We start from the raw sequence: 24,296 nt of genomic DNA on the forward strand, positions 1-24,296 counted from the left end.
AAGGGACCTGGTTAATTCAGGTCCCTTTGTTTTTTATTTCACGTAAGGAAGTTTTCTGGGAATAGTATAGATTTCGGTTTGCCGCCCGTCAATGTACCGGAATTTTTCGCCGTCAAAAAAGCCGTCTTCTTCCAGCATAATCCGCACTGTTTTTTTCCATTCGGGAATGTCTACCGCCGCATTCAATTCAATGGAATAGGCCGTATTGGCTAACAACGGATAATCGCCGGAGCCGGGGACGCCTTTCTGCTGGTCCCACAAACCGATGGTTGGCCCCGCCGCGTGGCCATGAACGCCAATGGGATGCGTGTAAATGGTCCCGCGAATGCCTTCCTTCTTCGCCTTATCCAGGGCTTCCAGTAACAACTGATTACCGGTTCTACCCGCTTTGAAACTTTCGGTGAGTAAATCCTGCAACCGGTTACCTTGCTGAAAGGCTTTCCGCAACGACTCTGGGACTTCGCTTTCGCCGGGGCGCAATACGTAGGCGTGTTGTTGCTGGTCGGTGTTTAGCCGAAGATACGTAATACCAAAATCGACATGCAGCAAATCGCCCGGCAGGATGACTTCGCCAGAGGCTTTTTTTGAAAAAGTTCTCAGGTGATCGAAGCGGGCATTGTCGGCGCGTTGTACATCAACCGTCGGGTGGAACCAGGTTTCCAGGCCTAAATCCGTAATGCGCTGGCGGTACCACCACACGACATCATCGGTTGTCGTTACGCCCGGTTGAATCACGCCCTCCGAAAAGCCTTCCTGAATAATCTGGTGCGATAATCGGCAAATGAGCGGATAAATCGCCATTTCCTTTTCTGTCCGGGTTTCCAGCCAGCCGACCGCCAGTTTTTCGGCTGATACGATGCGTTTTTGCTGAGCGGCGGGCAGCTTTTCCAGGAACTCATTGTGCTCGGTGAAGGTCAATCCGTCGGCATGGGCGTAATTTGCCGAAAAATTCAGACCAATTTTTTTAGGATTCCGCTCCTGAATAATTTTTGTCAACGCTTCCCACTGATTAGGCCGAACATCAATGTCCCAGGCACCTTTGAGCAGGTTTCCAACGTCGTACCGCGCGATAGCCAATTTTTCGAGTCCTTTTTCTCCGCCCTGGTCATAAAACACAATGATTGTCCGTCGCCGCGCTGATAGCCACGTACTGGGTAACATGGTTCTTAAGACTGGATCTTCGTTGTATTCCCGTGAGATAATAACCCACATATCAATGCCTTCACGGCGCATGAGCTGGGGTAGCAGGTTGGCGAATCGGTCTTCCAGTATGTCGTCTACCACGCGAGCCCGTTCGCGTTCGTTCAGTACAACCGAGGGAGAGGCTAGCTGCCCAAAAGCCGAAGTACTACCCAGAAAAAGAGCAATCACGGCGATCAATAAACGTTTTTGCATGAATTGATGAAGTTAAATGAAGGCAGGCAAGATACAACAAAGCAACTTTTTTCGGCAAAAAGGCATCTTACCAAAAAGACCATTCCTCATAAAAAGGAATCACTGCTTACGGGGTCCGTTGCGAAGCCGCGCTCAATTGCTTATTTTTCTGAACTTGTACATAATCTACTAGCTGCATGAAAGTTGCCTACTGGCTATTTAGTCTCTTTTTGTTACCGTCACTCGTTGTTGCTCAAGGCATAAAAGGAACAGTGAAGACGGCCAAAAACGAACCCCTTCCTTACGCCGCCATCGTGGTCAAAGGTTCTTCTAACGGTACTATTACCAACGCCGATGGTCTTTATGAGCTGCCTTTGCAGCCTGGCCGCTACGATATTACGTTTCAATACCTTGGTTTTCAGAGCGTCCAGAAATCGGTAGAGATAACGAGCGGATTTCAGACGTTGGACATTACCTTAAATGAGCAAGCCTACCGCCTGGATGAACTGGCTGTTGGGAAAGGCAAAGAAGATCCCGCTTATAGCATTATGCGCCGGGCAATTGCCAAAAGCCGAATCCACGAAATGCAGGTTCAGAGCTATACTGCCAAAGTGTATACCAAGGCATCGGTTACGATTACGGACCTGCCCATGGAATTTTTGTATAAAAAACAGTTGAAAGAGGTCGAAAAAGAAGCCAACTTCAAAAAAGGAGTTCCTATTTTGAACGAATCGGTTTCAGAGGTAACCTTTAAGCAACCAAATCAGTACAAACAGAAAGTAATTGCAACCCGAAATTCGCAGAATAACGACTTTCCTTCCCCGAATCAATACTTTCAGACTAGTTTCTACCGCCCGGAAGTAGCCAAGGCCGTCTCGCCTTTATCCCCGAAAGCGTTTGCTTATTACAAATTTGAGTATGAAGGCACGTTCCGTGAACAGGGTGTTGATGTCAGCAAAATAACCGTTACGCCCCGCTCCTACGGCGAAGGGGTTTTCAAGGGCACGCTTTTTATCATTGAAAATACGTGGGCAATTCATAGCCTACAGCTAGAAACTATTGCTTTCCAAGGTTTTACGGTTAAAGTACGTCAGGTTTTTAGCCCGGTTCAAAACGTCTGGATGCCGGTTAACCAACGGTATGACATCGGCGGAAAAGTAATGGGAATTGGAGGAAATGGCCAGTACATCATTACCCAAACCATCAAAGACCTGAAGGTAAATCCAGCCTTTTCGGATGAGGTGCAGGTGGTTGATGAAAAAGTTGAAAAAACCGCTTCGAAGCTCACTAAACGCGACATCAAAGGAAAAAATCTGGACCAGCTTATTGCCCAGCAAAAAGAACTGACTACCAAGGATATGCGCCGCATCATGCGAGAGTATGAAAAGCAAGACCTGAAACGGCAACGCGATCCGGAAACCGCCCCCGTCTCCCGCTCCGACTCCACCACCATCGACTCATTGGCTGCCAAACGCAACACGGCTTTCTGGGATTCGCTGCGCACCGTTCCCTTAACGGCTGCTGAAACCAAGAGCTACGGTCGCCACGACAGTTTGAAAATTGTCCGGAAAATTGAGGTAAAGCGGGATAGTGTGAAACAGGTAAAAACTCAGAAAAAGGCCGCTAAGTTTCAATTGGGTCAACTCATCTCCGGCAATACCTGGCGGCTGAATAAATCAACCTCTTTAATCTGGGAAAATCTCATTCAGGGGCTGTCGTACAATACCGTTGAAGGATACGTTCTCGTTCCTGAATTGCGGCTTCGGTACATTCCTTTCCGACCCGTTTTGAAAGATTCCGTGACGAAAAAGACCATTCGCCCCGCTCCGGTTCCCACCTGGACGCTAGCCGGAACGGGTCGCTATCAGTTTGGCCGACAGAAGTTTATCGGCTACGGAACAGCGGGTTATCAGTACAAAACGACCAACATTACCTTGTCGGGCGGACGGAACGTGGCGCAGTTTAACCCGAACCCCAATGAGCCCATCAGTCCAGCGCTGAATACAATTACTTCGCTGCTGTTTGAGCGTAACTTCATGAAACTGTACCAAAAAGACTTTCTTGGCCTGAACGCCAATTGGCGCATGTTTGATCAGAAAGTAGTGCTGAACGGTAGTCTTGAGTACGCCGAACGAAGCGAACTGGAAAATTACCGCGAAGACCTGAAACCGTGGATTAATTGGAAAAATCGAGTATTTACGCCCAATCGTCCGTTCAATGCCGAGCAGTTTACGGGCTTCTCAACGCACCAGGCGGTGGTTTTCAACCTGTCGGCTTCGGCTCGTCTGGGTGCGACAAAATACCGCTTGTGGAATGGCCGCCGTGTGAGCAGCACCAACGACAGCCCGCTTCTGATGGTTAATTACCGAAAAGGGATTTCTGGGGTGGCAGGCAGCGATGTAGACTATGACTTCGTGCAGGCGCAGCTTAGTCATTCGTTTGAAACCGGGATACGCAGTCAACTGAGTTACCAGATTGGAGGGGGCGCTTTTCTGAATGATCGGAGCGTTTTCTTCCCTGATTTCAAGCACTTTCTGGGTAATGAGTTCTTCCTCCAGCAGGGCGACCCAACGTCGCGTTTCCGCATGTTGCCTTACTACACCTACAGCACCGGGCGGCGGTTTCTGGAAGGTCACGTGTTAATCGAAACGCGCAAGTTTTTGCTCACCCAGATTCAACTGGCTCGGCTGGCAGGTTTAAAAGAACATATTTCAGTCCACTACCTGAAAACCCCCGCCTCACGCGACTACACCGAGCTGGTGTACGGCCTTGATGGCCTGATTCCGCAAGTATTGCCTTTCTTCCGCCTGGAAGTGGTGACGCAGTGGCAAGCCTGGAAATACCAGGGTCTTGGGTTCCGCATAGGCACGACGCTGAAGTTTGGCCGATAAGCCGAAGCTCCCCACTTTAGCACTCAATAAGGTGGGGAGTATTACAAAACGTCCGTTTTCCCCGTTCGGTAGGGTGATAGCAAGGCCGAGTTTGCCGGTAGTTCCGTAATCAGGTAATCAATCTGGTCAAGGTCGGCTACTTTCATGCGCATGACACTGTTCATCTTTTCGGAAATCGCCAATACGGCAACTTTTGCAGTAGCACGAATCATTGCTTTCTTTGCTTGCACCGTTTCCCAATCCGAGTCAGTTAGCCCCTCCCGCGCGTCCAGCGCATTAGTACCCATGATGCACAGATCAACCCGCAACTCCGACAGACGCTGGTAGACTTCGCCACCGACGCTCATCTGGCTATAGCGGGATATCTGGCCTCCAACCATGATGATTTCCAGATTGGGTTTGTCTAGTAATTCAACGGCAGTCAAAGGATTTACTGTAATAAAAGTAGCTTTTAACTCATGGGGTATCAGTTTAATAAATTCACGTATGGTAGTTCCGCCGCCGATTAGAACCAGCATTCCATCGTGCAGCAACTTAACGGCTTTTTCGGCAATTACTTTTTTGTTATGGTGGGAATACGTTTCCTGCAAGTTAGACGTATGGTGGTAGGCCTTCGACATAGCACCACCGCGAATCTTGATTAGTTTTCCCTCCTCTGCCAAATCGTTAACGTCTCTTCGTACAGTGTCTTCCGATACATTGAGTGAACTAGCCAGATCGCCCAAGCTAACTCTGGTGTGCAGATTTATTTGCCTTATAATTAGATCCTTACGCTCATCTTTTAAAAAAACAACTGACATAGTAAATAATGGTGTTGGTTATCCAACTACCAAGTAAAATGGGACAAAAGGCTTGCTTTTCACGAGTACAATCGCGCTGATTTTTGCCGTTCAGTATTAATTGCTTTGACAAATATTATAAAAATGAGTCAAAGACTACATCAATTACAGCAAAATTGCATTTTATGCATCTAAATGTACAATAGTTACAAATATTTCAAAATTTTATTTGAAATAATCAATAACAAAATCATATTTACGCAAATTTTGCAATAATGGCTGCAAATATTTCAAAATATTTTAATAACTAAGTGTGTCTTTTTAACACTTAAAATTCCTTATTTTTATTGAGTTAAACTACTGAAAATTAGCTTTTTAAAGCAGTTTACTCGATGAATAACTAGCCACTTTTAAATCATAATATTTCAAGTAAGCAACCCTTTAAGTATGCAAGCTGAACATTTGTCACCCGAAGCTACTTTTTCTCAACTGGGCCTTTCCCTCCCACCCGCCCCCCAGCCTTTGGGCGTTTACAAGCCTTATTTGATCGATGGCAAATACCTGTATGTTTCGGGCCATGGCCCCGTGCGGGATGATAAGAGCCTGATTATCGGTCGAATTGGTGAAGACATTGATCTGGAAGCAGGCAAGTTAGCCGCTCGCCAGGTTGGGTTGACGATCCTTTCAACCATCAAAACCAACCTGGGCAGCCTCGACCGCGTCAAACGCGTTATTAAAGTGCTGGGCATGGTGAACTGTACGCCTGATTTTGAGCGCCATCCGTATATCATCAACGGATGCAGCGAATTGTTCGCGCAGGTTTGGGGTGAAGAACACGGCATTGGCGTACGCAGTGCCGTTGGGATGGGTTCCCTGCCCGACAACATTCCGGTTGAGGTTGAAGCATTGTTTGAGTTGGTTTAATCCTTAGTTGTTTTAACCATGTTCATTATAGACGCCCACCTCGACCTGAGCATGAACGCGATGGAGTGGAACCGCGATCTGCGCCAGTCGGTTGAGCAAATTCGAAGCCGGGAAACGGGCATGACCGACAAACCTGACCGGGCCAAAGCAACCGTTTCGCTACCCGCCTTACGCGCGGGGAACGTCGGTCTGGTCGTTGCCACCCAGATTGCCCGTTACGTCGCGCCTGGAAATCCGCTACCGGGCTGGCAGTCTCCTGAGCAGGCCTGGGCGCAAACCCAGGCACAACTGGCTTGGTATCAGGCGATGGAAGAAGCGGGTGAGATGATTCAGATTCGCGATTTAGCCGGTCTGGAAGCGCATCTGTCCCTTTGGAAAGACGATGCGGCGGATTCGATCAAACCCATTGGCTACATCCTTAGTCTCGAAGGAGCCGACTCTCTGATTACCCTCGACCATGTCGAACGGGCTTACCAATACGGGCTGCGGGCTATCGGCCCCGCCCACTACGGCCCCGGACGGTATGCCCAGGGCACGGACGCCACGGGTTTCATGGGCGCTCCGGGCCGGGCCTTGCTCAAAGAAATGGAGCGGCTCAACATCATTCTAGACGCCACGCATTTGTGCGACGATAGCTTTTGGGAGGCCATGGATCATTTTCACGGCCCTGTCTGGGCCAGCCACAACAATTGCCGCGCTTTGGTCAATCACAATCGCCAGTTCAGCGACGAACAACTCAGGGAACTGATTGCGCGCGATGCCGTGATTGGGGGTGCTCTAGACGCCTGGATGATGGTACCGAACTGGGTCAGAGGGCAATCAACGCCCGAAAGCACACACTGCAACCTGGACGTTCTGATTGATCACCTCGACCACATTTGTCAGCTTGTGGGTAATGCCAACCACGTCGGGCTCGGCACCGACCTCGACGGAGCTTTTGGCAAAGAACAGTGTCCTTATGACCTGGAAACAATTGCCGATCTGCAAACCATCCCTTCCCGGCTCCAGAAACGGGGTTATTCGACAGTTGACATTGAGTTAATTATGCACGGAAACTGGCTGCGGTTTCTCCGAAAAGCCTGGCAATAACCACCGGACTAAACCTGACTAATTTTTCCGATTAAAAATAATTTTTCTCAAGTGCTTGGGACTTGAGAAAAATTGCGTAGCATTACAGTGTATTAGTTATCTATTACACTAATTAAAGCAAACACATGATTAAACTTTCTAACATAAGCTTTACCTATAGCCGGAAAAGGGTGCTCTTCCGCAATCTGCATCTTTCGCTAAGCCCAGGTAGCATTTATGGCTTGTTAGGGAAAAACGGGGCCGGAAAATCCAGTCTGCTGCGACTGATGGGTGGACTGTTGTTTCCGACGGCAGGCTACATCGAGGTGGCCGGTCACGAGCCCCGCCGCCGCCAGCCCGCCTTTCTGGAAGAATTATTTTTTATTCCGGAAGAAATTTACCTCCCAACGGTTAGCCTGGAACGCTACATCGCTACGATGGCCCCTTTTTACCCCAAATTCGATGAGGCGCAATTCCGGCAATACCTGAGCGAGTTCGATGTTCCGCAGGATCAGAAGCTAACATCGATGTCGTATGGCCAGAAAAAGAAAGTGCTGATCAGCTTCGGGCTGGCCACCAATACGCGCATCCTGATCATGGACGAACCGACCAACGGCCTCGATATTCCGTCGAAGAGCCAGTTCCGGCGCGTGGTGGCTTCGGCGCTTGCCCCCGACCGGCTTATTCTGATTTCGACGCACCAGGTCCGTGATCTCGATAACCTGATTGATGCCATCATCATTCTCGATAACAGCGAAATCTTGCTGAACCACTCGCTCGAACACATCTCTAACCGCCTCCTTTTCGGCACGCTCTCAACGGTCGAAACCAATGAGCGGGTCCTTTACGCCGAGCCTTCCTTGCGGGGATACACCGTCGTGATGGAAAATGCGGAGCAGGAAGACAGTAAAGTGGATCTGGAGCGGCTTTTCAATGCCGTTACCACAAACCGAGAACGCGTCAAAACCCTTTTTCGCTAACGCCATGCTCATCATCCTCCACCTTCTCCTATTCACCTTGACAAAAGGCTTTTTCATTCCTTGTCTATAACCCGATATCTACGCCATGAACCAAGTTTTTAACACAAGACGCTTCGGCCTGTTGGTCGCCAAACACTGGACGGAGCACCGCCGCCAATACGGATTTTCAGTCTTTGTCCTGGCCGGACTCATGATTGTTTGGTATGCTCTGCTTAAGCCGGGCTACGGTCCGCAGCAGTTACTGCTGATTTTAACCATTTTGCTGGGCGGTGGCATTCATGCTAGTACTCTATTTAGTGAATTAGGCAATCCCTCCCAAGGAATCGGTTCGCTTACTTTACCCGCCTCCCGACTCGAAAAAATGTTGGTAGCTTTTCTTTTTTCAATTCTATTCTTTCCTATTGCGTTGGGGTTGTTTTATGTGATTACAACTCCTTTTCTCAATTACTACCTGACAACGCCCGATGCAGCCTTTTATCCTAAAGAAAATGTTTTAGTTGAAGCCAAAACGACTCGTCTTTTCTTTGGCCTTTATTTCTTTGTCCATGCGGTGGCTTTATTGGGTTCTATTGCCTTCCAAAAACAAGCGTTTATTAAAACAACAGCTGTGTTTTTTATTGCTATTGGAGTTACGATGTACCTAAATACTGGAATTGCTACGCTTCTATTCTCCGACCAATCTATAAAAGATATTAACAGTGCAACCCCCTTTAATTCAGTAACCATAAACTTGGACGACACCCATCGATACCCAGTAATCCTTCCCGAATCGAGTCAACTGCTGGCGATTGTGTTCTTGGGATTTGTCCTAATTATGTTGTGGTATATCACCTTTTTGAAATTGAAAGAAAAGCAGATTTAGTGTATGGATTTTCGCGATAAACAAGCCATCTACCTGCAAATTGCCGACTACGTCTGCGAGCAGGTCTTACTGGGGAAATGGCCCCCGGGCGAGCGGATTCCGTCCGTGCGCGATTTAGGTGTAGAACTGGAAGTTAACCCCAATACGGCCATGCGGACCTACGAGTTTTTGCAGCAACAAGGCATTATTTACAACAAACGAGGCATTGGCTATTTCGCCGCCGAAGACGCAACCGACCGCATTACGGCCTTCCGCCGCGAGCAATTCCTGGCGAACGAACTGCCTCAGTTTTTCCGCAACCTGTATTTGCTCAACATTGATCTGAGCGAGATCGAGCAGCGTTACAAAGCGTTTGTCAACCAAACTTTTCCGGTGAGCTAATAAGCTACTGGTCAAACCAGATTTTCTATGAAAACAAGCAATAAACTTCTGATTGGTTTGCTGGCGGTTGTCGTGCTTGCCATGTTCGGTTTCAACACAGTGCTGAAATCGGAGTACAAAAAAATAGATTTAACGGATGAGTTTTATGGGTTCGACCGGCAGACTGTAGCTCCCTTCAAGGTAATTAAAATTGAAGGCAGTAACCACCAATTCGTGGAAATTCGGTCCGGCAAAGACTATGCCTTCCGTTTAGAAAAACACCATCAGGAAGATTCCAAGGTCACTCATCGCGTTGTTGGTGACACGTTGGTGGTAACCATACCCATTCCGAAAGATTACCGACCTTACGAAGCAGGTACTTCCTCTAGATGGGGGAAACCAGTTGCTTACATCATTGCCCCGTCCCTTGAAGGCATTCGGGTTAGTGGTGCGACGGGTAAACTAGCGAATTGGCAAGCTAATGACCTGAATGTAATTGTTAGTGACTCGGCAGGTGGTTTGCTGCTCGAAAAAACGAATATCCGCAATCTACGGGCAACTGTTGAAAAGACTAGTTTATTAGAAGCTGGCAGACCAAATCAGATTGGAAACGCTACCATATCGGTAAAAAACAACGCTCGTTTCATAAGCCGAACCGCGCAGATTGATGCACTATCCGTGCAGGCAGACACCTCCGCTATGGTCGAGCTTCCTGGTGCATTGTTGTCTAAACTCAAATAATTTGAATTGCGCGGTGGCGGTTTGGCCCGCCACCGCGCAACTTTTTACCACTTCATTTTAATCACTTCGGAACCTGCCAGCAAGTAAGCGCCCGTCCCGTACACCTCCCAGCTTTCGGCGCTGAAATTCCGGCGGGGATCGGCGCCGATGGGCTGCACCCAACCTACCCGACCTTCGGGGGATACCAGCGTATTGAGGCCCTCCCAGGCTTTTTTCACAATCGGCTGGTATTTGGCTTTGTCCAGAACGCCCTGATTCACACCCCAGGCCAGTGCGTAGCAAAAGAACCCTGAGCCGCTGCCTTCTCCACCGGGATAGGATTCAGGGTCGAGCAAACTGGCCCGCCACAAGCCGTCGGCTTGTTGCAGCGTAATGATTTTTTCGGCCATCTGCTTGTACATGGTTACGTAATAATCGCGGTTCGAATAGTTTTTAGGCAGTTCATCCAGCAGACGCACCAGACCACCCATCACCCAGCCATTCCCGCGCGACCAGAAAATTTTCTTGCCGTTTGCTTCGCGTTTGCCTTCGCCCTGCGCATTGATCAAATACGAGGCATCACGCGCAAAAAGGTGTTCTTCCTGGTTATACAGCAGGTCGTAGGTTTCTTTGAATAGCTTATCGTTAAGGGTATAATAGGAAGGATCTTTGAGCGTCGTACCCAGCTTGGCTAACGTTGGTGGGGCCATAAACAAAGCGTCGCACCACCACCAAATAATGCCGTGCTGCCGGATTTCCCGCCCCGGAACACTCTGCATGCGTTGCACGGTATCAATAGTCGGCTGAATCATCCGACGATCTTTTTTCTGGCGGTACAAATCAATGTAGGTTTGGCTAATGGCAATATCATCCGCGTGGTCGTACCGTCGGCCGGGTTTCCAGTTGGTTCGATTGCCCAGTGCCATGAGCGAATCCAGGATGGTTTTCGATTTAGTTGTTTGGTAGGCTGCAACAACTCCCGCATAAAACGCTCCGTTCGTCCAGTCGGTTGGGTTATGTTTCGGGTTTTTGAGTTGCCACTCCGTCACCTTCTGCATGTTGGCTTTGATCACATCCTTTTTGAAGATATCATCAGCCGCTTTAGCGGTTGACGCCCGAACGGGTTTATCATTCCCTGGCTCATAAGCATAAGCAGGCATGGCTCCGTGCAGCAGTGCACACAAGGCAAGCGAATAAAATACTTGTTTCTTCATAGTAACGAATTAGAGGATAAGACTTATTTGCGGGTGCCGAACAGGCCAGCAACCGCCGTTTGCATCCTGATAAGCTCAATTAAACGGTAGTCTACTTGGCCCCTTTGCCAGTTTTTTGGCTCCGATCCCGACAAGTCTTGCAGATGTACAATCTTTTTTGCTCTTTTCCCCGTTATACAGCTACCGCAACATTCCGTAATTTGAATGACCAACCTTGAAGTAATCTTAATTTTAATGGCCGTCCTGGCCGCCCTGTCTTCGGTAACCAATAAGCTAAAGATCCCTTATCCAGTTCTTTTGGTTATTGCGGGCCTAATCATTGGTTTTATTCCTGGTATACCCGACATTAATGTTCCTCCCGACCTTATTTTTCTGATTTTCCTACCGCCTTTGCTGTATGACGCGGCGGGCAATGTTTCCTGGCACGAGTTCAAAAAATACCGCCGTCCCATCTCGACGCTGGCTATTTGGCTGGTTTTCTTTACAACCACGGCGGTTGCGGTAGTTGCGCATTACTGCATACCTGGATTTAGCTGGCCGCTGGCTTTCGTACTGGGTGCCATTGTTTCTCCGCCGGACGCGGTGGCTGCCACAAGTGCCACCAAAGGACTAGGATTGCCCAAGCGGGTGCTGGCCATTCTGGAAGGGGAAAGCCTCGTGAATGATGCCTCTGCGCTGGTTGCCTACCGCTATGCCGTGGCTGCTGTGCTGAGTGGGACCTTTGTGCTCTGGCAAGCTAGTTTCCAGTTTTTGCTGGTGGCAGGCGGAGGCATTGCCGTAGGGCTGGCCATTGGGTATGTATTCAGCCGCATTCATAATTATCTGCTGGATAATGCCACTATTGAGACCACGCTAACCATTCTAAAACCCTTTGTTTCCTACCTTCTCGCTGAACACCTGGGCTTTTCGGGCGTACTGGCGGTGGTCTCAACAGGTTTGTTTATATCCTGGCGCTCCCACGAAATCTATTCTTTTCAGACCCGCATCCAGATTAACGGCTTTTGGAACATCCTGATTTTTTTGCTTAATGGCTTTGTTTTCATCATCATCGGCTCGCAGTTACCCATCATCCTGAAAGGGTTAGGAAACGATTCTTTGCCGAGCTTATTTGGTTATGGCTTGCTGATCAGCTTTGTGGCCATTGCGGCCCGCATCGCCTGGATTTTTCCTCTTTCCTATTTTTCTTCGCTTTTTCGGAAGCTGAAAAACAAAAACGGTGAAGTAATCAACCCCAGTAAAAATGAGCTATTTATCATCTCCTGGGCTGGTATGCGGGGCGTTGTTTCGCTGGCAACTGGCTTGGGCCTTCCCCTAACGCTAACCAACGGCGAAGCCTTCCCGCAGCGGAACGTCATTTTGCTTTTTACGTTCATCGTTATCTTTGTTACCCTGGTACTTCAGGGTTTAACCCTTCCTTTTTTGGTTCGTAAGCTGAAAGTGCAGGAATCAGAAGCGGAGACTTGGGACGAAGAAAAACGGCTTCGGCTCGCCATGGCGAGAAGTTCTATTTTCTTCATAGAAAGTGAGTTATCGCTGAATCTTCCCGATCAGGTGTTGAATGACCTTAAGGAAATGTTTGAACACCAGATCAATTACCTCAATGGCGTCGTGCGATTGGGGGATAAACCCAAAAAAGGCGAAGATTTAGAAGCCACAACCATTTTTCGGCAGTATCTCGCCAGTGAGTCACAGATCCTTGACCACCAGCGAAATACGATTATTCGCTGGCACAAAGAAGGCACGTTCAGTGAAGAAGCCATTCGTAACATAGAGCAGGAACTAGACATTCGCAGTTTGAACCTGGAAGCACAGCAAAAGCGTTTGACAACGCCCAACATGCCGGGGTCATCGCAGCGGCTAACTTCCTAACCAAACAAAAAGCCGGGCTGTCCAGTCCGGCTTTTTGTTTGGTATTGGTTTGATTTACCGGGGTCCTCTACTACCCCGGCCCTGCCCACCTGGAGCAGCTTCCGGCTGGCTCTGATTCTGTCCGGGTGCGCGCTCCTGCATCTGAATGCGCGGCTGCACGGGCACTACCCGCCCCTCGCTGTTTTGCCGATCACCGCGGTATTGGGGAACGGTCCGCCCGCCCGACGGAGCCTCGGCGTTCGGCGCATAATTCGGTCTTTCTCGCGGAGACTCATTACCGCCACGCGAATTATTCCGGTTATTTTCTGGCCGATTCCACTCGTTTGTATTGGGTCGATTTTCTGGCTGATTCCAGTTATTGGGTGCATCCCGCCGCTCATTAGGGCGGTTCCAATTGTTATTTTGGGGCGTATAGGTGCCCCGGTCATTGGCTCGATTTCCATTGTTGATCGACCCGTTGTTACGACGATTCTCCAAGTCTGTATCTCTGTTCCGATAGCCTCCATTAGGGGCATCCCGACGGTCATCTGGCCGGTTCCAGTTGTTGTTCGACCAGTTATCGCGCTGATTATTTCGGTACGCATTTCGGTTATCCCGCTCACCGCGCGAATAGCCGCTGCGCCAGTTTCCGGCTATGTTTGGTCGGTAAAACCCAACGGCTCCGCTCCGAATTTCCGACCGCCCTGGCCGTCCCAGATTATCTACTCGGTAGATCGGTCCATTATGACGTGGGCCGTATGAATAAACCCGATTGTTGTTTCGGTAATAATTATTGATAATCGTCGTCTGGTTGTAAATAGTTACAACGCGTGGCCGGGGAACGTAATAGCTGTAAATCCGTGGATGCGAAATGTATGTCTGCGGAACAAAAACCCAGAAATTAGACGGTATATTGATCGAGACATTCACGCCAATGCCTGGTCCTAGCGGTGCCCAACCGTAATAACCACCACCCGAACGCCAGCTTACCCAGGCTGGTCCCCACTCATCGCCCGGTACCCAGGCCCATCCATTGTAGTCATCGTAAAACCAACGTCCGTAGTGAAAAGGCGCCCATCCCCAGGGATAATCGGAAACCCAGGTATTGCCATATTCGGTCATTACCCAATGCCCATCGGTTGCGTACGGCTGGAAATCCCGGCCCACGTTGGGCGACCAGACTTCACCGTAGGTAGGGTGTTCCATCCAGCGGCCATAAGGAGCCAGTTCATCGTAAAAATCATCAACAGGCATACCCATCCCTGGCTGTGCAACGGCTTCCAGAGAAGCAACCGAACCCGCGACCAGGAAGGCAAGCAGGAAAAGGAAGCGTAATTTATGAACTGCTTTCATGGTCGACAGTGATTATAAAAGGTGATTTTTAATCGTTAGATACCTTGAAACACAAAAAGTTTAACGAAAGTTGATAATTTCTAAGCCCCTGTTTTTTCGAATTTTATTAAGTCGCAAAAGCACGCCTTATGCCTTACCTCTATCCAATTTTTTGTAACTTGGATCAAAATCAATCCTATCGAAATCAATGGCTCTTTTCAAGCTGCAAATCAACGGCCGGAGCTACCAAACCGAGGCGGAGCCAGATACGCCCTTATTGTGGGTTCTGCGCGATCACCTGGGCCTGGTTGGCACGAAATACGGCTGCGGCATTGCCATGTGTGGTGCCTGTACCGTTCACCTTAACGGCGAAGCAACACGCTCCTGCGTCCTGCCGGTTTCATCCATCGGCACAGGCAAAGTCACCACCATCGAGGGGCTTTCTAAAAACGGGGATCATCCGGTTCAGAAAGCCTGGGACGAAATCGACGTAGCCCAGTGTGGTTACTGCCAGGCCGGACAAATCATGGCGGCGGCGGCCCTCCTGAAGCGCAATCCTAAGCCCTCTAACGAAGAAATCGACGCTTCGATGTCCGGCAATATCTGTCGGTGTGGAACGTACCACCGCATTCGCGAAGCCGTAAAAGTGGCCGCCACCAAACCGAAATAGCCATGCAGACAATTCATCCAAGCAGACGGAATTTTCTTAAAATAGCCGCCGCAACCGGAGGGGGCCTGTTGCTCGGTTTCAACTGGACCGAAGCGGAAGCCGTTGCCGCTGTTGACGCCACTGCGGCCTCCACACTGGCAGCCTCCCGCGTGGCCCCGGGCGTTGGTTTTAATAGCTACCTGTCCATTAGTCCACAGGGCATTATCACCATTCTGTCGCCTAACCCCGAAGTTGGACAAGGTATCAAAACGGCCTTCCCAATCATCGTCGCCGAGGAACTGGATGCCGACTGGAAAAAAGTCGTTGTGGAGCAGGCCCCGCTGGATACTAAAAAGTTTGAACGTCAAGTGGCCGGGGGTAGCGGCTCAATTCCCCACTCCTGGAAACGCCTCCGCGTAGCGGGTGCTACGGCCCGGCAAATGTTGCTAGAAGCCGCCGCCAAGCGCTGGAATGTACAAGCGTCGGAGTGCACGACCGATAAAGGGTTTGTGTTGCATGCTGCTAGTAACCGAAAATTGAGTTACGGTGAATTAGCGACCGAAGCTGCCCAGCTTACCGCCCCCACGGATGTCAAATTGAAGGCCGAAAAAGACTTTAAACTGATCGGTCAGCATATCAAAAACGTGGATAACCCGGGCATATTGACCGGAAAACCGCTCTTTGGTCTGGATTTTTACCGGGAAGGCATGCTGTTCTCCATGATTCAGCGTCCGGCCTTTGGGTATAAACTAAAATCCGTTGATTCTGCCGCCGCGAAAGCCATGCCGGGCATTGTCAACGTGGTCACTTTCGGCAATAATGTGGCCGTGGTTGGCAAATCAACCTGGCAGGTCAAGAAGGCCAAAGACGCGCTGAAAATCGACTGGGAGAAAGACGGTGAACTGGAAAGCACCGACGACCATAACCGCCTCTTCAAAGAGATGCTCGATAGCACAAACGCTACCGTTCGTCGCAAGGACGGAAACGTTGAGGAGGCATTCAAAAACGCGGCGAAAGTGGTAAAGGCAGAATACCAATGTCCGTTCTTACCACATAACCCGCTGGAACCCATGAACTTTTTCGCCCACGTTCGGGCGGATGGAGTCGAACTAGTTGGCCCTACGCAAACGCCCGAACTTGCCCGCAGCGAGACGGCGAAGCTCCTCGGTATTGCCCCCGAAAAGGTAACCGTTGAGCTCACGCGCATGGGTGGTGGGTTTGGCCGCCGACTCAAAGCTGACTACGTGATTGAAGCCGTGCAGGTGTCCAAACTGGTCAATGCACCGGTAAAAGTGATCTGGACCCGCGAAGACGACATGACGGGGGGCAGCTACCGCCCCGCCGTTCGCTACCGCTTTGAAGCGGCCCTGGATGCCCAGAACAACCTGATTGGGTACAAACTCCGGGGAGCCAGCATCAACGCCGGAAATGCAACCCGGGAGGATAACTTCCCGTCTGGCGCGGTCGATAACCTACTGATTGATAGCGTCGATCATAAATCCCCCATTACAACTGGTCCCTGGCGGGCGCCCATCACCAATTTCCTCGCCTTTGCCGAGCAATCATTTATTGATGAGATTTCGCAGGCGGCGGGCAAAGATCCCGTACAGTTTCGTCTGGAATTACTGGATAAAGCGAAGCAAAAACCAGTCGGCGCGATTAAATACGACGTTGATCGGATGAAAGGCGTTATTCAGATGGCGGCTGAGAAATCAGGCTGGGGCAAAAAGAAAAATGTCGCGCAGGGTTTCAGCGTTTACTTTTCGCACCGTTCGTACGTAGCCCAAGTTGGCGAAGTGAGCCTGCAAAAAGGCAAGCCCGTTTTACAAAAAGTTTATTCGGTTGCCGACTGTGGCATCGTGATTAACCAGAGCGGTGCGCAACAACAGGTAAGAGGCTGCATTGTGGATGGCATTGGTCATGCTATGTACGGGAATATCACGTTCAAGGACGGTATTCCCGAGCAGAAGAATTTTAACTCGTTTCGCCTTATTCGGCTGAATGAAGTTCCAGAAGTGGAGGTTCATTTCGTGCAGAATACCATTGAGCCAACGGGTCTGGGTGAGCCTTCGCTCCCGCCCGCCGGTGGTGCGGTTGCCAATGCACTTTTCAAGGCGACCGGAAAGCGCCTGCGGAGCCAGCCTTTCGCTGAGCAGGAAGGCTTCAAAGGCGTCTCGTAGCTGATTCCAACAAGCTTGCTTCTGCCCTGTCGTACGGTTCTTTACGACAGGGCTTTTTTTTGCCCACCCACTCAGCACGCGCGACCAGCCTTTTTTAAGGAAGCTACTTACAACTCCTGCGATAAGCCCAACTTCAGCTTCTTCCTTGTTGGCTTGCCAGTTAGCCAAAATCTCTAAACTCTATTCTTTCGTAAGTGTTATTGCACTAACTGCTTACCGGTTTTCATGCTCCGTATGTTACTTCTGCGCCTGCTCTGGCAAATTCCAACGATTGTTGTTCTTACTTTCCTGCTTCTTATTGTAGTTAACGAATATGTTCTTGCCAGACCGAGTCAACGCGTGAAGGACATTCCGTATGTGTTCCCCAACAGCCCGGACTTTGATAAAGACCGCCATATTCTGGATGTCTACGCACCGCGCCGCACCTCCGCTTCGCCTCAGCCGGTGGTGGTGTTTATTCACGGCGGGAACTGGGACAGTGGCAATAAGAATATCTACAAATTTATTGGTCGGCGACTGGCCCGGCAAAACGTGGTGACGGTCATTATCAACTACCGTCTTTCGCCCCAGGTACAAGTGCCCGCCATGAGCAACGACTGCGCCCGAGCGGTGCTGTGGACCAGCCAGCACATCAGCGAATACGGCGGCGATCCAGCCCGCATTTTTGTGATGGGCCACTCGGCGGGCGGCGGGTTAGCGGCTTTACTGGCTACCAATGATGGTTTATTTACGCAACTAGGTCTAAAGCAAAATCCAGTTAAAGGGGCCATCCTAGATGATCCGGCGGGATTGGATATGGCCGATTATCTGACCAAAATGGAGTATGCCAATGACGAACAGTATCTAATTCCTTTTGGGAAGGAGCCAGGCGTTTGGCGTAACGTGTCTGCTCTGTATCACCTCCAAAAAGACAGTCCGCCCATGCTGCTGTACGTAGGCGGTCGCACGTATCCGAGTATCGCCAACAGCTCCCAGAAATTCCGTGAACGACTTGAGGCACTTGGCATTCAGCACCACTTTAAAATCTTACCCGGCAAAAAACACGTAGGTATGGCTACCCAGCTTTTCTGGAAAAACAACATCATTTACCAGGATTTACTGAAGCTTGTCCGCGCCAAACCTTGAAATCAAAAGGGCCCTTTTCGAAGTTTATGTAGCGTAACCGAAACAAAACCCATGTTCCAAGCCGATTCAGCCAATCAGGAAACCCGGAAGCAGTTGCTTCAATTACTCAAAGGCGGCAACGCCCACCAATCGTTCGAAGATGCCGTGAAGGATTTGCCCGCTTCGTTGCGCGGTGTAAAACCGGACAAGCTCCCTTACAGCATCTGGCAACTTGTGGAGCATATCCGCATTGCCCAGTGGGACATTCTGGAATTTTCCCGCGATCCTGCCCACCAATCGCCCGACTGGCCCGAAGGTTACTGGCCCAAAGAGCTGGCTCCGGCAGACGAAGCGGCCTGGGAACAGTCGTTAGCCCAAATTCAGAAAGATCAGGATTCTTTTATGGCTTTACTCAATGATCCTAACAACGATTTATACACGCCTTTTCCGTACGGCGATGGCCAAAACCTGCTTCGAGAGGCACTGCTCATTGCAGATCATACCAGTTACCATACCGGCGAAATCATTATTATCCGACGCTTACTGGATGCCTGGAAATGAGGTCAACTTAGCGTAAAAGCATCACCATGCCGCGCATCAACGGGCGGCGGGGATCGTAACGCAATGTGTAGACATACGCACCGGGTGGGAGTTCTTTGCCTTTCATTCGTCCGTCAAATGGTTCTTTATACCCACTCGGTGCCCAGTAAACTACTTCACCCCAGCGGTTGTAAACGGTCACTTCTACCGTCGGAAATGCCTCGACCCCTTTCATCGACCAAATATCGTTCACACCGTCCCCGTTGGGAGAAAAAGCATCCGGCACCCAAATGCGCTCGTAAACAGTGATATGGACGGACGATTCAGCTTTACAACCCGCCGCGTTTTCTACCCGCAACGTATACGTGGTGTCATCTTCAATGTTCTCCACCGAAACGCTCGGTGTGCCTGAATTCGCCAAATAAATCGTGGGCGTCCAGGTAAACAGCACCGGATTACCCGTTAATTCAGGATTCAGCGTTAACGAACTTCCCGCCGAGGTGATGATTTCTTCCGGGAACTGAATGGTTGGAATCGGCGCGACTACCGCCGTTTGGGTGGCTACCGCACCGGGGCAGTCGGGCGAGAAAACAACGGTATAGGTAAGCACGTGCTCGCCCAGGCCCGCCCGTTGGGGGTCGAACTGATCGCCCGATACACCGGTGCCCGCAAAGACGCCTCCCGCCGGGGTTGCGGCAAGAGATAAAGCAGCATGATCGGTACCGCAGAATGCCGAAACGGGCGTAAATCGAAGGTCAACGCCGGGAACCGCCTCCACCACAAACGGCGCTGACACCCCTTTGCAGCCGTTAGCCGCCGTGGCCGTAATAACGAAGCTGCCGGGCGTTTTGGTGGCGTGATTTGCGCCGGTTTCGCTGGCAATTGTTTGTCCGTCCTGCTGCCAGGCGTAGCTGGCTCCACCACTGCCCGTTAATGGAAGTGAAGAACCAGGACAAAGCTTATGGGTTGTTGCCTGAATGACCGCCTGCACGGCGGGAGCTCGCAATATGGGTACATTAGTCGTCTGAAAGGTACAGCCAAATTGAGTTTGGGTCAACAACGCGCTGTACTGACCAGGCTGGGCAACCGTCAGGGCATTTGTTACCTGACCAGCCATCGCCTGACCATTCAGGTACCATTGATAAGCCCTGCTATCACCGCTAGGCACAGTCATCGTTACGGAGCCATCGGCGGCGCACAGTTGGCCCTTTATGTCAAGATCGGTAGTTAAATCAACAACGGTAACTTTGACACTCTGCGAACTGCTGGCTTTTCCGCACTCCGTTTTAAAGGAAATAACAACGGAATAAGCCCCTGATTCCTGTACTCCCAGACTGGCACCGGTCGCGTCGGGCAAATTGATTCCATCCCGTTGCCACTGATAATTCCAGGCGGGATTGACCGTTGTTTGCAGAGTCAGGTTCTTTCCTTTACAGACCGTAAACTCTGTTGTTCCGGTGGGGTGGTTCTGCTCCCAGACGGTTGATGTCGGTGCTTTGACGGGCGGGCAATCCACGACCAGAAACTGAAATTCGCGGCGGACCTCTCCTATTTTCTGACCAGCCCGGTATTCTTCAACCTTTACGGCAAAGACAAACAAGCCTAATTCGCTGGCTGTCACAGACAGTTGCCCGGTTTTCTCATCGACTGACAATGATGGGCTGCCCGGAATAGCGTTGGTAGCGCCAAAACCCGAAAGCCATCTTACATCCGGATAAGGCCCCGGCGTCGGATTGCGCGGATCATCTTTGTCCAGCGGCGTTACGAGCGAGTAACGTAGTTCGTCGCCGTCGGGATCGGTAGCCCCAAAAGGAAACGTAAACGGATCGCCGACACAAATGTATTCGCCGTTGATGGAGCCAAATCGTGGTGATGAGTTGGCAAAAAACTGCCCACTTTTCTGTACGGGCGGAAATTCCAGGTAAAAAGTAAAGCCCGTTTGATCCGGATTTGAGATATTATTGATTCCCGCGTTTCGGTTCTGCGTCTGAAACGACATGTAATAGCCCAGACCATCGGCATACTCACTCGGACTCAACTGAATCTCCGCTTCGAACGTGACTACCACAAATCTGATATTACGGGCAATAGCACAGGCTTCATTAGAGAAAACCACCTGCTGACGATCACTTTCGCTGACCGTAAAAACCATCATTCGGAGGTTGTCGCGCTTTCGAAATATACCAACCGTTCCTCCACGCGTGGCGGCGGCCCGGCTATTATCTTCTAAATAATTGGTAACAATAATTTTGAATTTACCCGGCACGCCACTGACGGCCCGCATTTCGATTTGCCCACCTACCTGGTGTGTAGCCAGCGCAGGAAAAGACAAGCCTAACAGAAGAAGCCAGCAGATGGCTCGAAAAATAGGCAGGCGCATGAATCAGAGAGTAGAAGTTGGCGATAGTAAGAATTTTATTTTCAATAAGACAAAAGCAGGAGTGAATATACCCTATTTTCCTGATTTATTACTTATTACGCAAAAAAGGCCGCTTGCGTTGCGGCCTTTTCTGATGAGTTTACAAAATACTACTGATTCAACGCAAAGCCTCTGCCCAGGCGGCTTTTGCCTTCCACGCACAGAAACTTTGTTTGACTTATTTTTCGACGTCGCTGAACTTGATGTTCGACAAGGTCAAGAGCGGTGCAATTGCCTTGGCGTCGTTGTTTTTAAAGACAAAATATACATCGTGGAAGCCGGAAACTTCTTTCAGTTTCGCTTTGGGCTGTGGTGCGGGCGGACGCGGCGCGGCTGCCGTGGCGGTGGTGGAAGCGGGCTTTGTGGTGGCCGTTCCGCCCGCGTTCTGGATTTCCGTTGCCGTCGGTGCAGCGTTGGCCGGTTTCGGATCGGCAAGACCAACCTTCGTCTCTCCAATCAGCTCGCCCGTTGGCGAATCCAGCCGAACTTCGATAGTGCCACCCTGAAAACCATCCCGTTTTGACACGGAAGCCGCGAAATCCAGTTGTTTAATTCCCGTCAAATCCAGCTTTTTAAAGCCAATATAGCTTTTGTCATACGTTATCACGTCAATGCCTTTTCCGGCCCGCTGGCCTTTCTCTTCCACGCCTTTGGAAAGGGTGGCTTCGTAGGCATTTACTACTGGACTACGCAGAATCAGCGTCGTCTCGGATGTTTGCGCCGGAATGGTTTTGTTACCCCGGTCGGTATAAGCTGCCCGAACCAACACCGATCCTTTGCCGTTATCGCCCTTCGGAATCACCGGCGTAAAACTGCCTTCGGTTGGTAGGGTGCTGAATGTTTTGTCGTTGATATGCAGCATGTAATTCACAATGGTGCTGGCATCCGCGACGGACATGGCCGGGTGAGCGGGCATGGACACTTCGCCCCAAACGCCGTTACCCCCATTCTGCACTTTTTTAACCAGTCGTTCGAGCGCTCCCGCGTCGCCTTTGTATTTGTCAGCAATCTGCGTATACATTGGTCCAACCGACTTGGTAGCTACCTGATGACAAACATTGCAATCGCTCTGTTTAATCAAAGCTTTGGCCACGGCAAACTGCGTAGAGGCATCCACACTGCGCTGGCTCTGAATGACTTCGGCATAATCAAATCCTTCTGAGGTATAATCAATGCTCATGGCAACCCGCGCCGGAGCAATTTTTCCCGTAGCCAGACTTCCATCCTCTTTGTCGGCCACACTCACCGCATACTGAATCGGCTGATTGGCAAAAAAGAAGGTTTTGTTACCCGCCAGATTGACCGCAACCGCAGGCGGTTCGTTACCCGCAATGATCTTAACCGACTGGCTGTTGCTGGCTCCTTTGGCATCGGTCACCGTCAGCGTAGCGGTATAAATCCCCGCTTTATTGAACGAAACCATTGGATTTGCAGTGGCAAACGTCCGGGCAGCGGCACCCGGCATGGCCACTTTCCACTGGTATTTCAGGGCATCTCCGTCAAAATCCTTGGTTCCTTCCGATAGCAGCGTAATCTGGAACGGCACCGTCCCGCCTTTTTTGCTGGCCGAAGCCTGCACCAACGGCTTCCGGTTTCCGCCGTTGTACTCAAGCCGAACCAGCCGGGAATTATCACTTTTTCGGAACCAGTTCGTACCGTACTCCAGAATGTACATATCGCCGTCCGGACCAAATTTCATATCAATCGGCTCAACGGGGTGATAACTCGGCACCACCCGCTCCATCGACTGATAATCACCGTTTTCGTTCATCGTGATGGCCATAATCCAGCCCCGCGAGAAGTCCGTTACAATCCATTTGTTTTCGTAATATGCGGGCCACGGACGCTTGGGGTTTTTAAAATCCGAGCGGTGGTAGACCGGCCCACCCGTCGCGCTGCGCGCGCCCGATCCAATGAGCGGAAACTGCTCCGAAATGCCGTACGGGTAGTAAATAAAGGAAGGCGCTACCGGAGGTAATTCCGTTAAGCCCGTGTTGTTGGGCGAGCTGTTAATGGTCTTTTTCGGATCTTTTTTTCCGAGTGGTTTATTGGCTGCGTAGTCATAAACCGGAAAAGCCTGGTCGTTGCCGACAAACCACGGCCAGCCAAAATTACCCGGTTTCCGAGCCTGGTTTAGCTCGTCGTAGCCACGCGGACCAATGTCGGTGTCTTCGTTGGCATCCGGTCCGACTTCGCCCCAGTAGACGTAACCGGTTTTGCTGTCAATGGAAATCCGCCAAGGGTTGCGGTGCCCCATCGAGTAAATTTCAGGGCGCGTTTTAGCAGTCCCTTTTGGATACAGGTTTCCTTCGGGAACGGTATACGTTCCATCGGGTTCGGGGTGAATGCGCAGAATTTTCCCCCGCAAGTCCATTGTATTGCCCGCGTGCCCCTGGTCGTCCCAGCTGCTTCGGCCGGGCCGCTCGTCGGTTTGCGCCGCCTTGTCATTTCCGGTGTTATTCCCAACCGTCAGGAATAAATTTCCGTCTTTATCCCAGGTCATTCCACCGCCGGTATGGCAGCAAACTTCGCGCTGGGTAACCACTTCCAGCATTACTTTTTCCGAACCGGCCACTAATTTATCATCGCGCAATTCCCAGCGGGCCAGAAGGTGCTTCTTTTCGGTGGGGTGTGCATAATACAGATAAATCCAGTGATTTTTGTCAAAGTTAGGATCGAGTGAAAGCCCCATCAACCCCTCTTCAGCTTCCCGCGAAACGCCTTCGGCACTGACGTATTTGGTATTGACCGGAATGGTCGCAATCAGATCGACGGTTTTAGTAACAGGATCATATTTCTTAAAAGCGCCTTTGCGCTCAACAATGTAGGCAGTCCCGTCTTTCAAAACTTCAAAGGCCATGGGTTCGTCCAGGTCATCAGCAACGACCACGGGCGTAAACCGACTTTCGTCCGGCTTTTGGGATAGCGGATCGTCCTGCACAACAAACGCCATCAGGCTGGCCATCAGACCCAATCGGGCCAGGAAAGTCGTCGGACGAGCTATAACTCGCTTAACAACCGTAAAATTAGGAATCATAGTAAGGGTTATTTA

At 50.5% G+C, this 24,296-nt stretch carries 18 protein-coding genes; 12 read left to right on the plus strand and 6 right to left on the minus strand.

The genetic code is table 11. The features are described from left to right. Nucleotides 1–33: 33 nt before the first annotated feature. On the minus strand, nt 34–1,395 hold the full coding sequence (locus L0Y31_RS17880) for a M24 family metallopeptidase (protein WP_234734450.1): 1,362 nt from the start codon (nt 1,393–1,395) through the stop codon (nt 34–36). 176 nt (nt 1,396–1,571) lie between these two features. Between L0Y31_RS17880 and L0Y31_RS17885 the strand changes: the two genes are divergently transcribed. Continuing rightward, nucleotides 1,572–4,265 carry a DUF5686 and carboxypeptidase regulatory-like domain-containing protein gene (locus L0Y31_RS17885; protein WP_234734451.1) on the plus strand — a complete coding sequence of 898 codons (2,694 nt, stop codon included), beginning with the start codon at nt 1,572–1,574 and terminating at the stop codon, nt 4,263–4,265. 41 nt (nt 4,266–4,306) lie between these two features. Here the strand turns inward: L0Y31_RS17885 and L0Y31_RS17890 are convergent, their stop codons facing one another. Then, a complete protein-coding gene (locus L0Y31_RS17890; protein ID WP_234734452.1) occupies nt 4,307–5,065 on the minus strand; it encodes a DeoR/GlpR family DNA-binding transcription regulator in 759 nt (252 codons plus the stop codon). A gap of 426 nt (nt 5,066–5,491) precedes the next feature. Here L0Y31_RS17890 and L0Y31_RS17895 point away from each other — a divergent pair, with 426 nt between their 5' ends. The 6 genes from L0Y31_RS17895 (at nt 5,492) to L0Y31_RS17920 (ending at nt 9,979) form a co-directional block, all read left to right on the plus strand. Further along, entirely contained in the window at nt 5,492–5,968 is a 477-nt protein-coding gene (locus L0Y31_RS17895; RefSeq protein WP_234734453.1) for a RidA family protein, read from the plus strand. Nucleotides 5,969–5,986: 18 nt separating this feature from the next. After that, nucleotides 5,987–7,057, plus strand: coding sequence for a dipeptidase (locus L0Y31_RS17900; RefSeq protein WP_234734454.1), 1,071 nt, complete (start codon nt 5,987–5,989; stop codon nt 7,055–7,057). 125 nt (nt 7,058–7,182) lie between these two features. Continuing rightward, nucleotides 7,183–8,016 carry an ABC transporter ATP-binding protein gene (locus tag L0Y31_RS17905; protein WP_234734455.1) on the plus strand — a complete coding sequence of 278 codons (834 nt, stop codon included), beginning with the start codon at nt 7,183–7,185 and terminating at the stop codon, nt 8,014–8,016. Nucleotides 8,017–8,101: 85 nt separating this feature from the next. Further along, the gene (locus L0Y31_RS17910) at nt 8,102–8,878 is read left to right on the plus strand and encodes a hypothetical protein (RefSeq protein ID WP_234734456.1); all 777 of its coding nucleotides are present in this window, start codon (nt 8,102–8,104) and stop codon (nt 8,876–8,878) included. A gap of 3 nt (nt 8,879–8,881) precedes the next feature. Further along, nucleotides 8,882–9,259 carry a GntR family transcriptional regulator gene (locus tag L0Y31_RS17915; protein WP_234734457.1) on the plus strand — a complete coding sequence of 126 codons (378 nt, stop codon included), beginning with the start codon at nt 8,882–8,884 and terminating at the stop codon, nt 9,257–9,259. 27 nt (nt 9,260–9,286) lie between these two features. Next, a complete protein-coding gene (locus L0Y31_RS17920) occupies nt 9,287–9,979 on the plus strand; it encodes a hypothetical protein (protein ID WP_234734458.1) in 693 nt (230 codons plus the stop codon). A gap of 44 nt (nt 9,980–10,023) precedes the next feature. Here L0Y31_RS17920 and L0Y31_RS17925 read toward each other — a convergent pair whose 3' ends face one another. Then, the gene (locus tag L0Y31_RS17925) at nt 10,024–11,172 is read right to left on the minus strand and encodes a glycoside hydrolase family 88/105 protein (protein WP_234734459.1); all 1,149 of its coding nucleotides are present in this window, start codon (nt 11,170–11,172) and stop codon (nt 10,024–10,026) included. A gap of 204 nt (nt 11,173–11,376) precedes the next feature. On the opposite strand from L0Y31_RS17925, the gene L0Y31_RS17930 reads away from it, so the two are divergent. Continuing rightward, entirely contained in the window at nt 11,377–13,041 is a 1,665-nt protein-coding gene (locus tag L0Y31_RS17930; RefSeq protein WP_234734460.1) for a Na+/H+ antiporter, read from the plus strand. Between the two features lie 54 nt (nt 13,042–13,095). On the opposite strand, the gene L0Y31_RS17935 is transcribed toward L0Y31_RS17930, so the two are convergent. Then, nucleotides 13,096–14,373, minus strand: a complete 1,278-nt coding sequence (locus L0Y31_RS17935; RefSeq protein ID WP_234734461.1) for a DUF6600 domain-containing protein — start codon at nt 14,371–14,373, stop codon at nt 13,096–13,098. Nucleotides 14,374–14,560: 187 nt separating this feature from the next. Here L0Y31_RS17935 and L0Y31_RS17940 point away from each other — a divergent pair, with 187 nt between their 5' ends. From L0Y31_RS17940 to L0Y31_RS17955, 4 genes are all read left to right on the plus strand, one after another. Next, complete coding sequence (locus L0Y31_RS17940) at nt 14,561–15,022, plus strand: (2Fe-2S)-binding protein (RefSeq protein ID WP_234734462.1); 462 nt, start codon at nt 14,561–14,563, stop codon at nt 15,020–15,022. 2 nt (nt 15,023–15,024) lie between these two features. After that, nucleotides 15,025–17,181, plus strand: a complete 2,157-nt coding sequence (locus L0Y31_RS17945) for a molybdopterin cofactor-binding domain-containing protein (RefSeq protein ID WP_234734463.1) — start codon at nt 15,025–15,027, stop codon at nt 17,179–17,181. A gap of 225 nt (nt 17,182–17,406) precedes the next feature. After that, nucleotides 17,407–18,306 (plus strand): alpha/beta hydrolase, encoded by a 900-nt coding sequence (locus L0Y31_RS17950; RefSeq protein WP_310587108.1) that lies wholly within the window; start codon nt 17,407–17,409, stop codon nt 18,304–18,306. A gap of 51 nt (nt 18,307–18,357) precedes the next feature. Then, complete coding sequence (locus L0Y31_RS17955; protein WP_234734464.1) at nt 18,358–18,846, plus strand: DinB family protein; 489 nt, start codon at nt 18,358–18,360, stop codon at nt 18,844–18,846. 7 nt (nt 18,847–18,853) lie between these two features. Here L0Y31_RS17955 and L0Y31_RS17960 read toward each other — a convergent pair whose 3' ends face one another. Continuing rightward, nucleotides 18,854–21,205, minus strand: coding sequence for a gliding motility-associated C-terminal domain-containing protein (locus L0Y31_RS17960; RefSeq protein WP_234734465.1), 2,352 nt, complete (start codon nt 21,203–21,205; stop codon nt 18,854–18,856). A gap of 217 nt (nt 21,206–21,422) precedes the next feature. Continuing rightward, a complete protein-coding gene (locus tag L0Y31_RS17965; protein WP_234734466.1) occupies nt 21,423–24,281 on the minus strand; it encodes a PQQ-dependent sugar dehydrogenase in 2,859 nt (952 codons plus the stop codon). Nucleotides 24,282–24,296 lie beyond the last annotated feature (15 nt).

The organism is Tellurirhabdus bombi, from assembly GCF_021484805.1.
GTDB classification, from domain to species: Bacteria; Bacteroidota; Bacteroidia; order Cytophagales; family Spirosomataceae; genus Tellurirhabdus; species Tellurirhabdus bombi.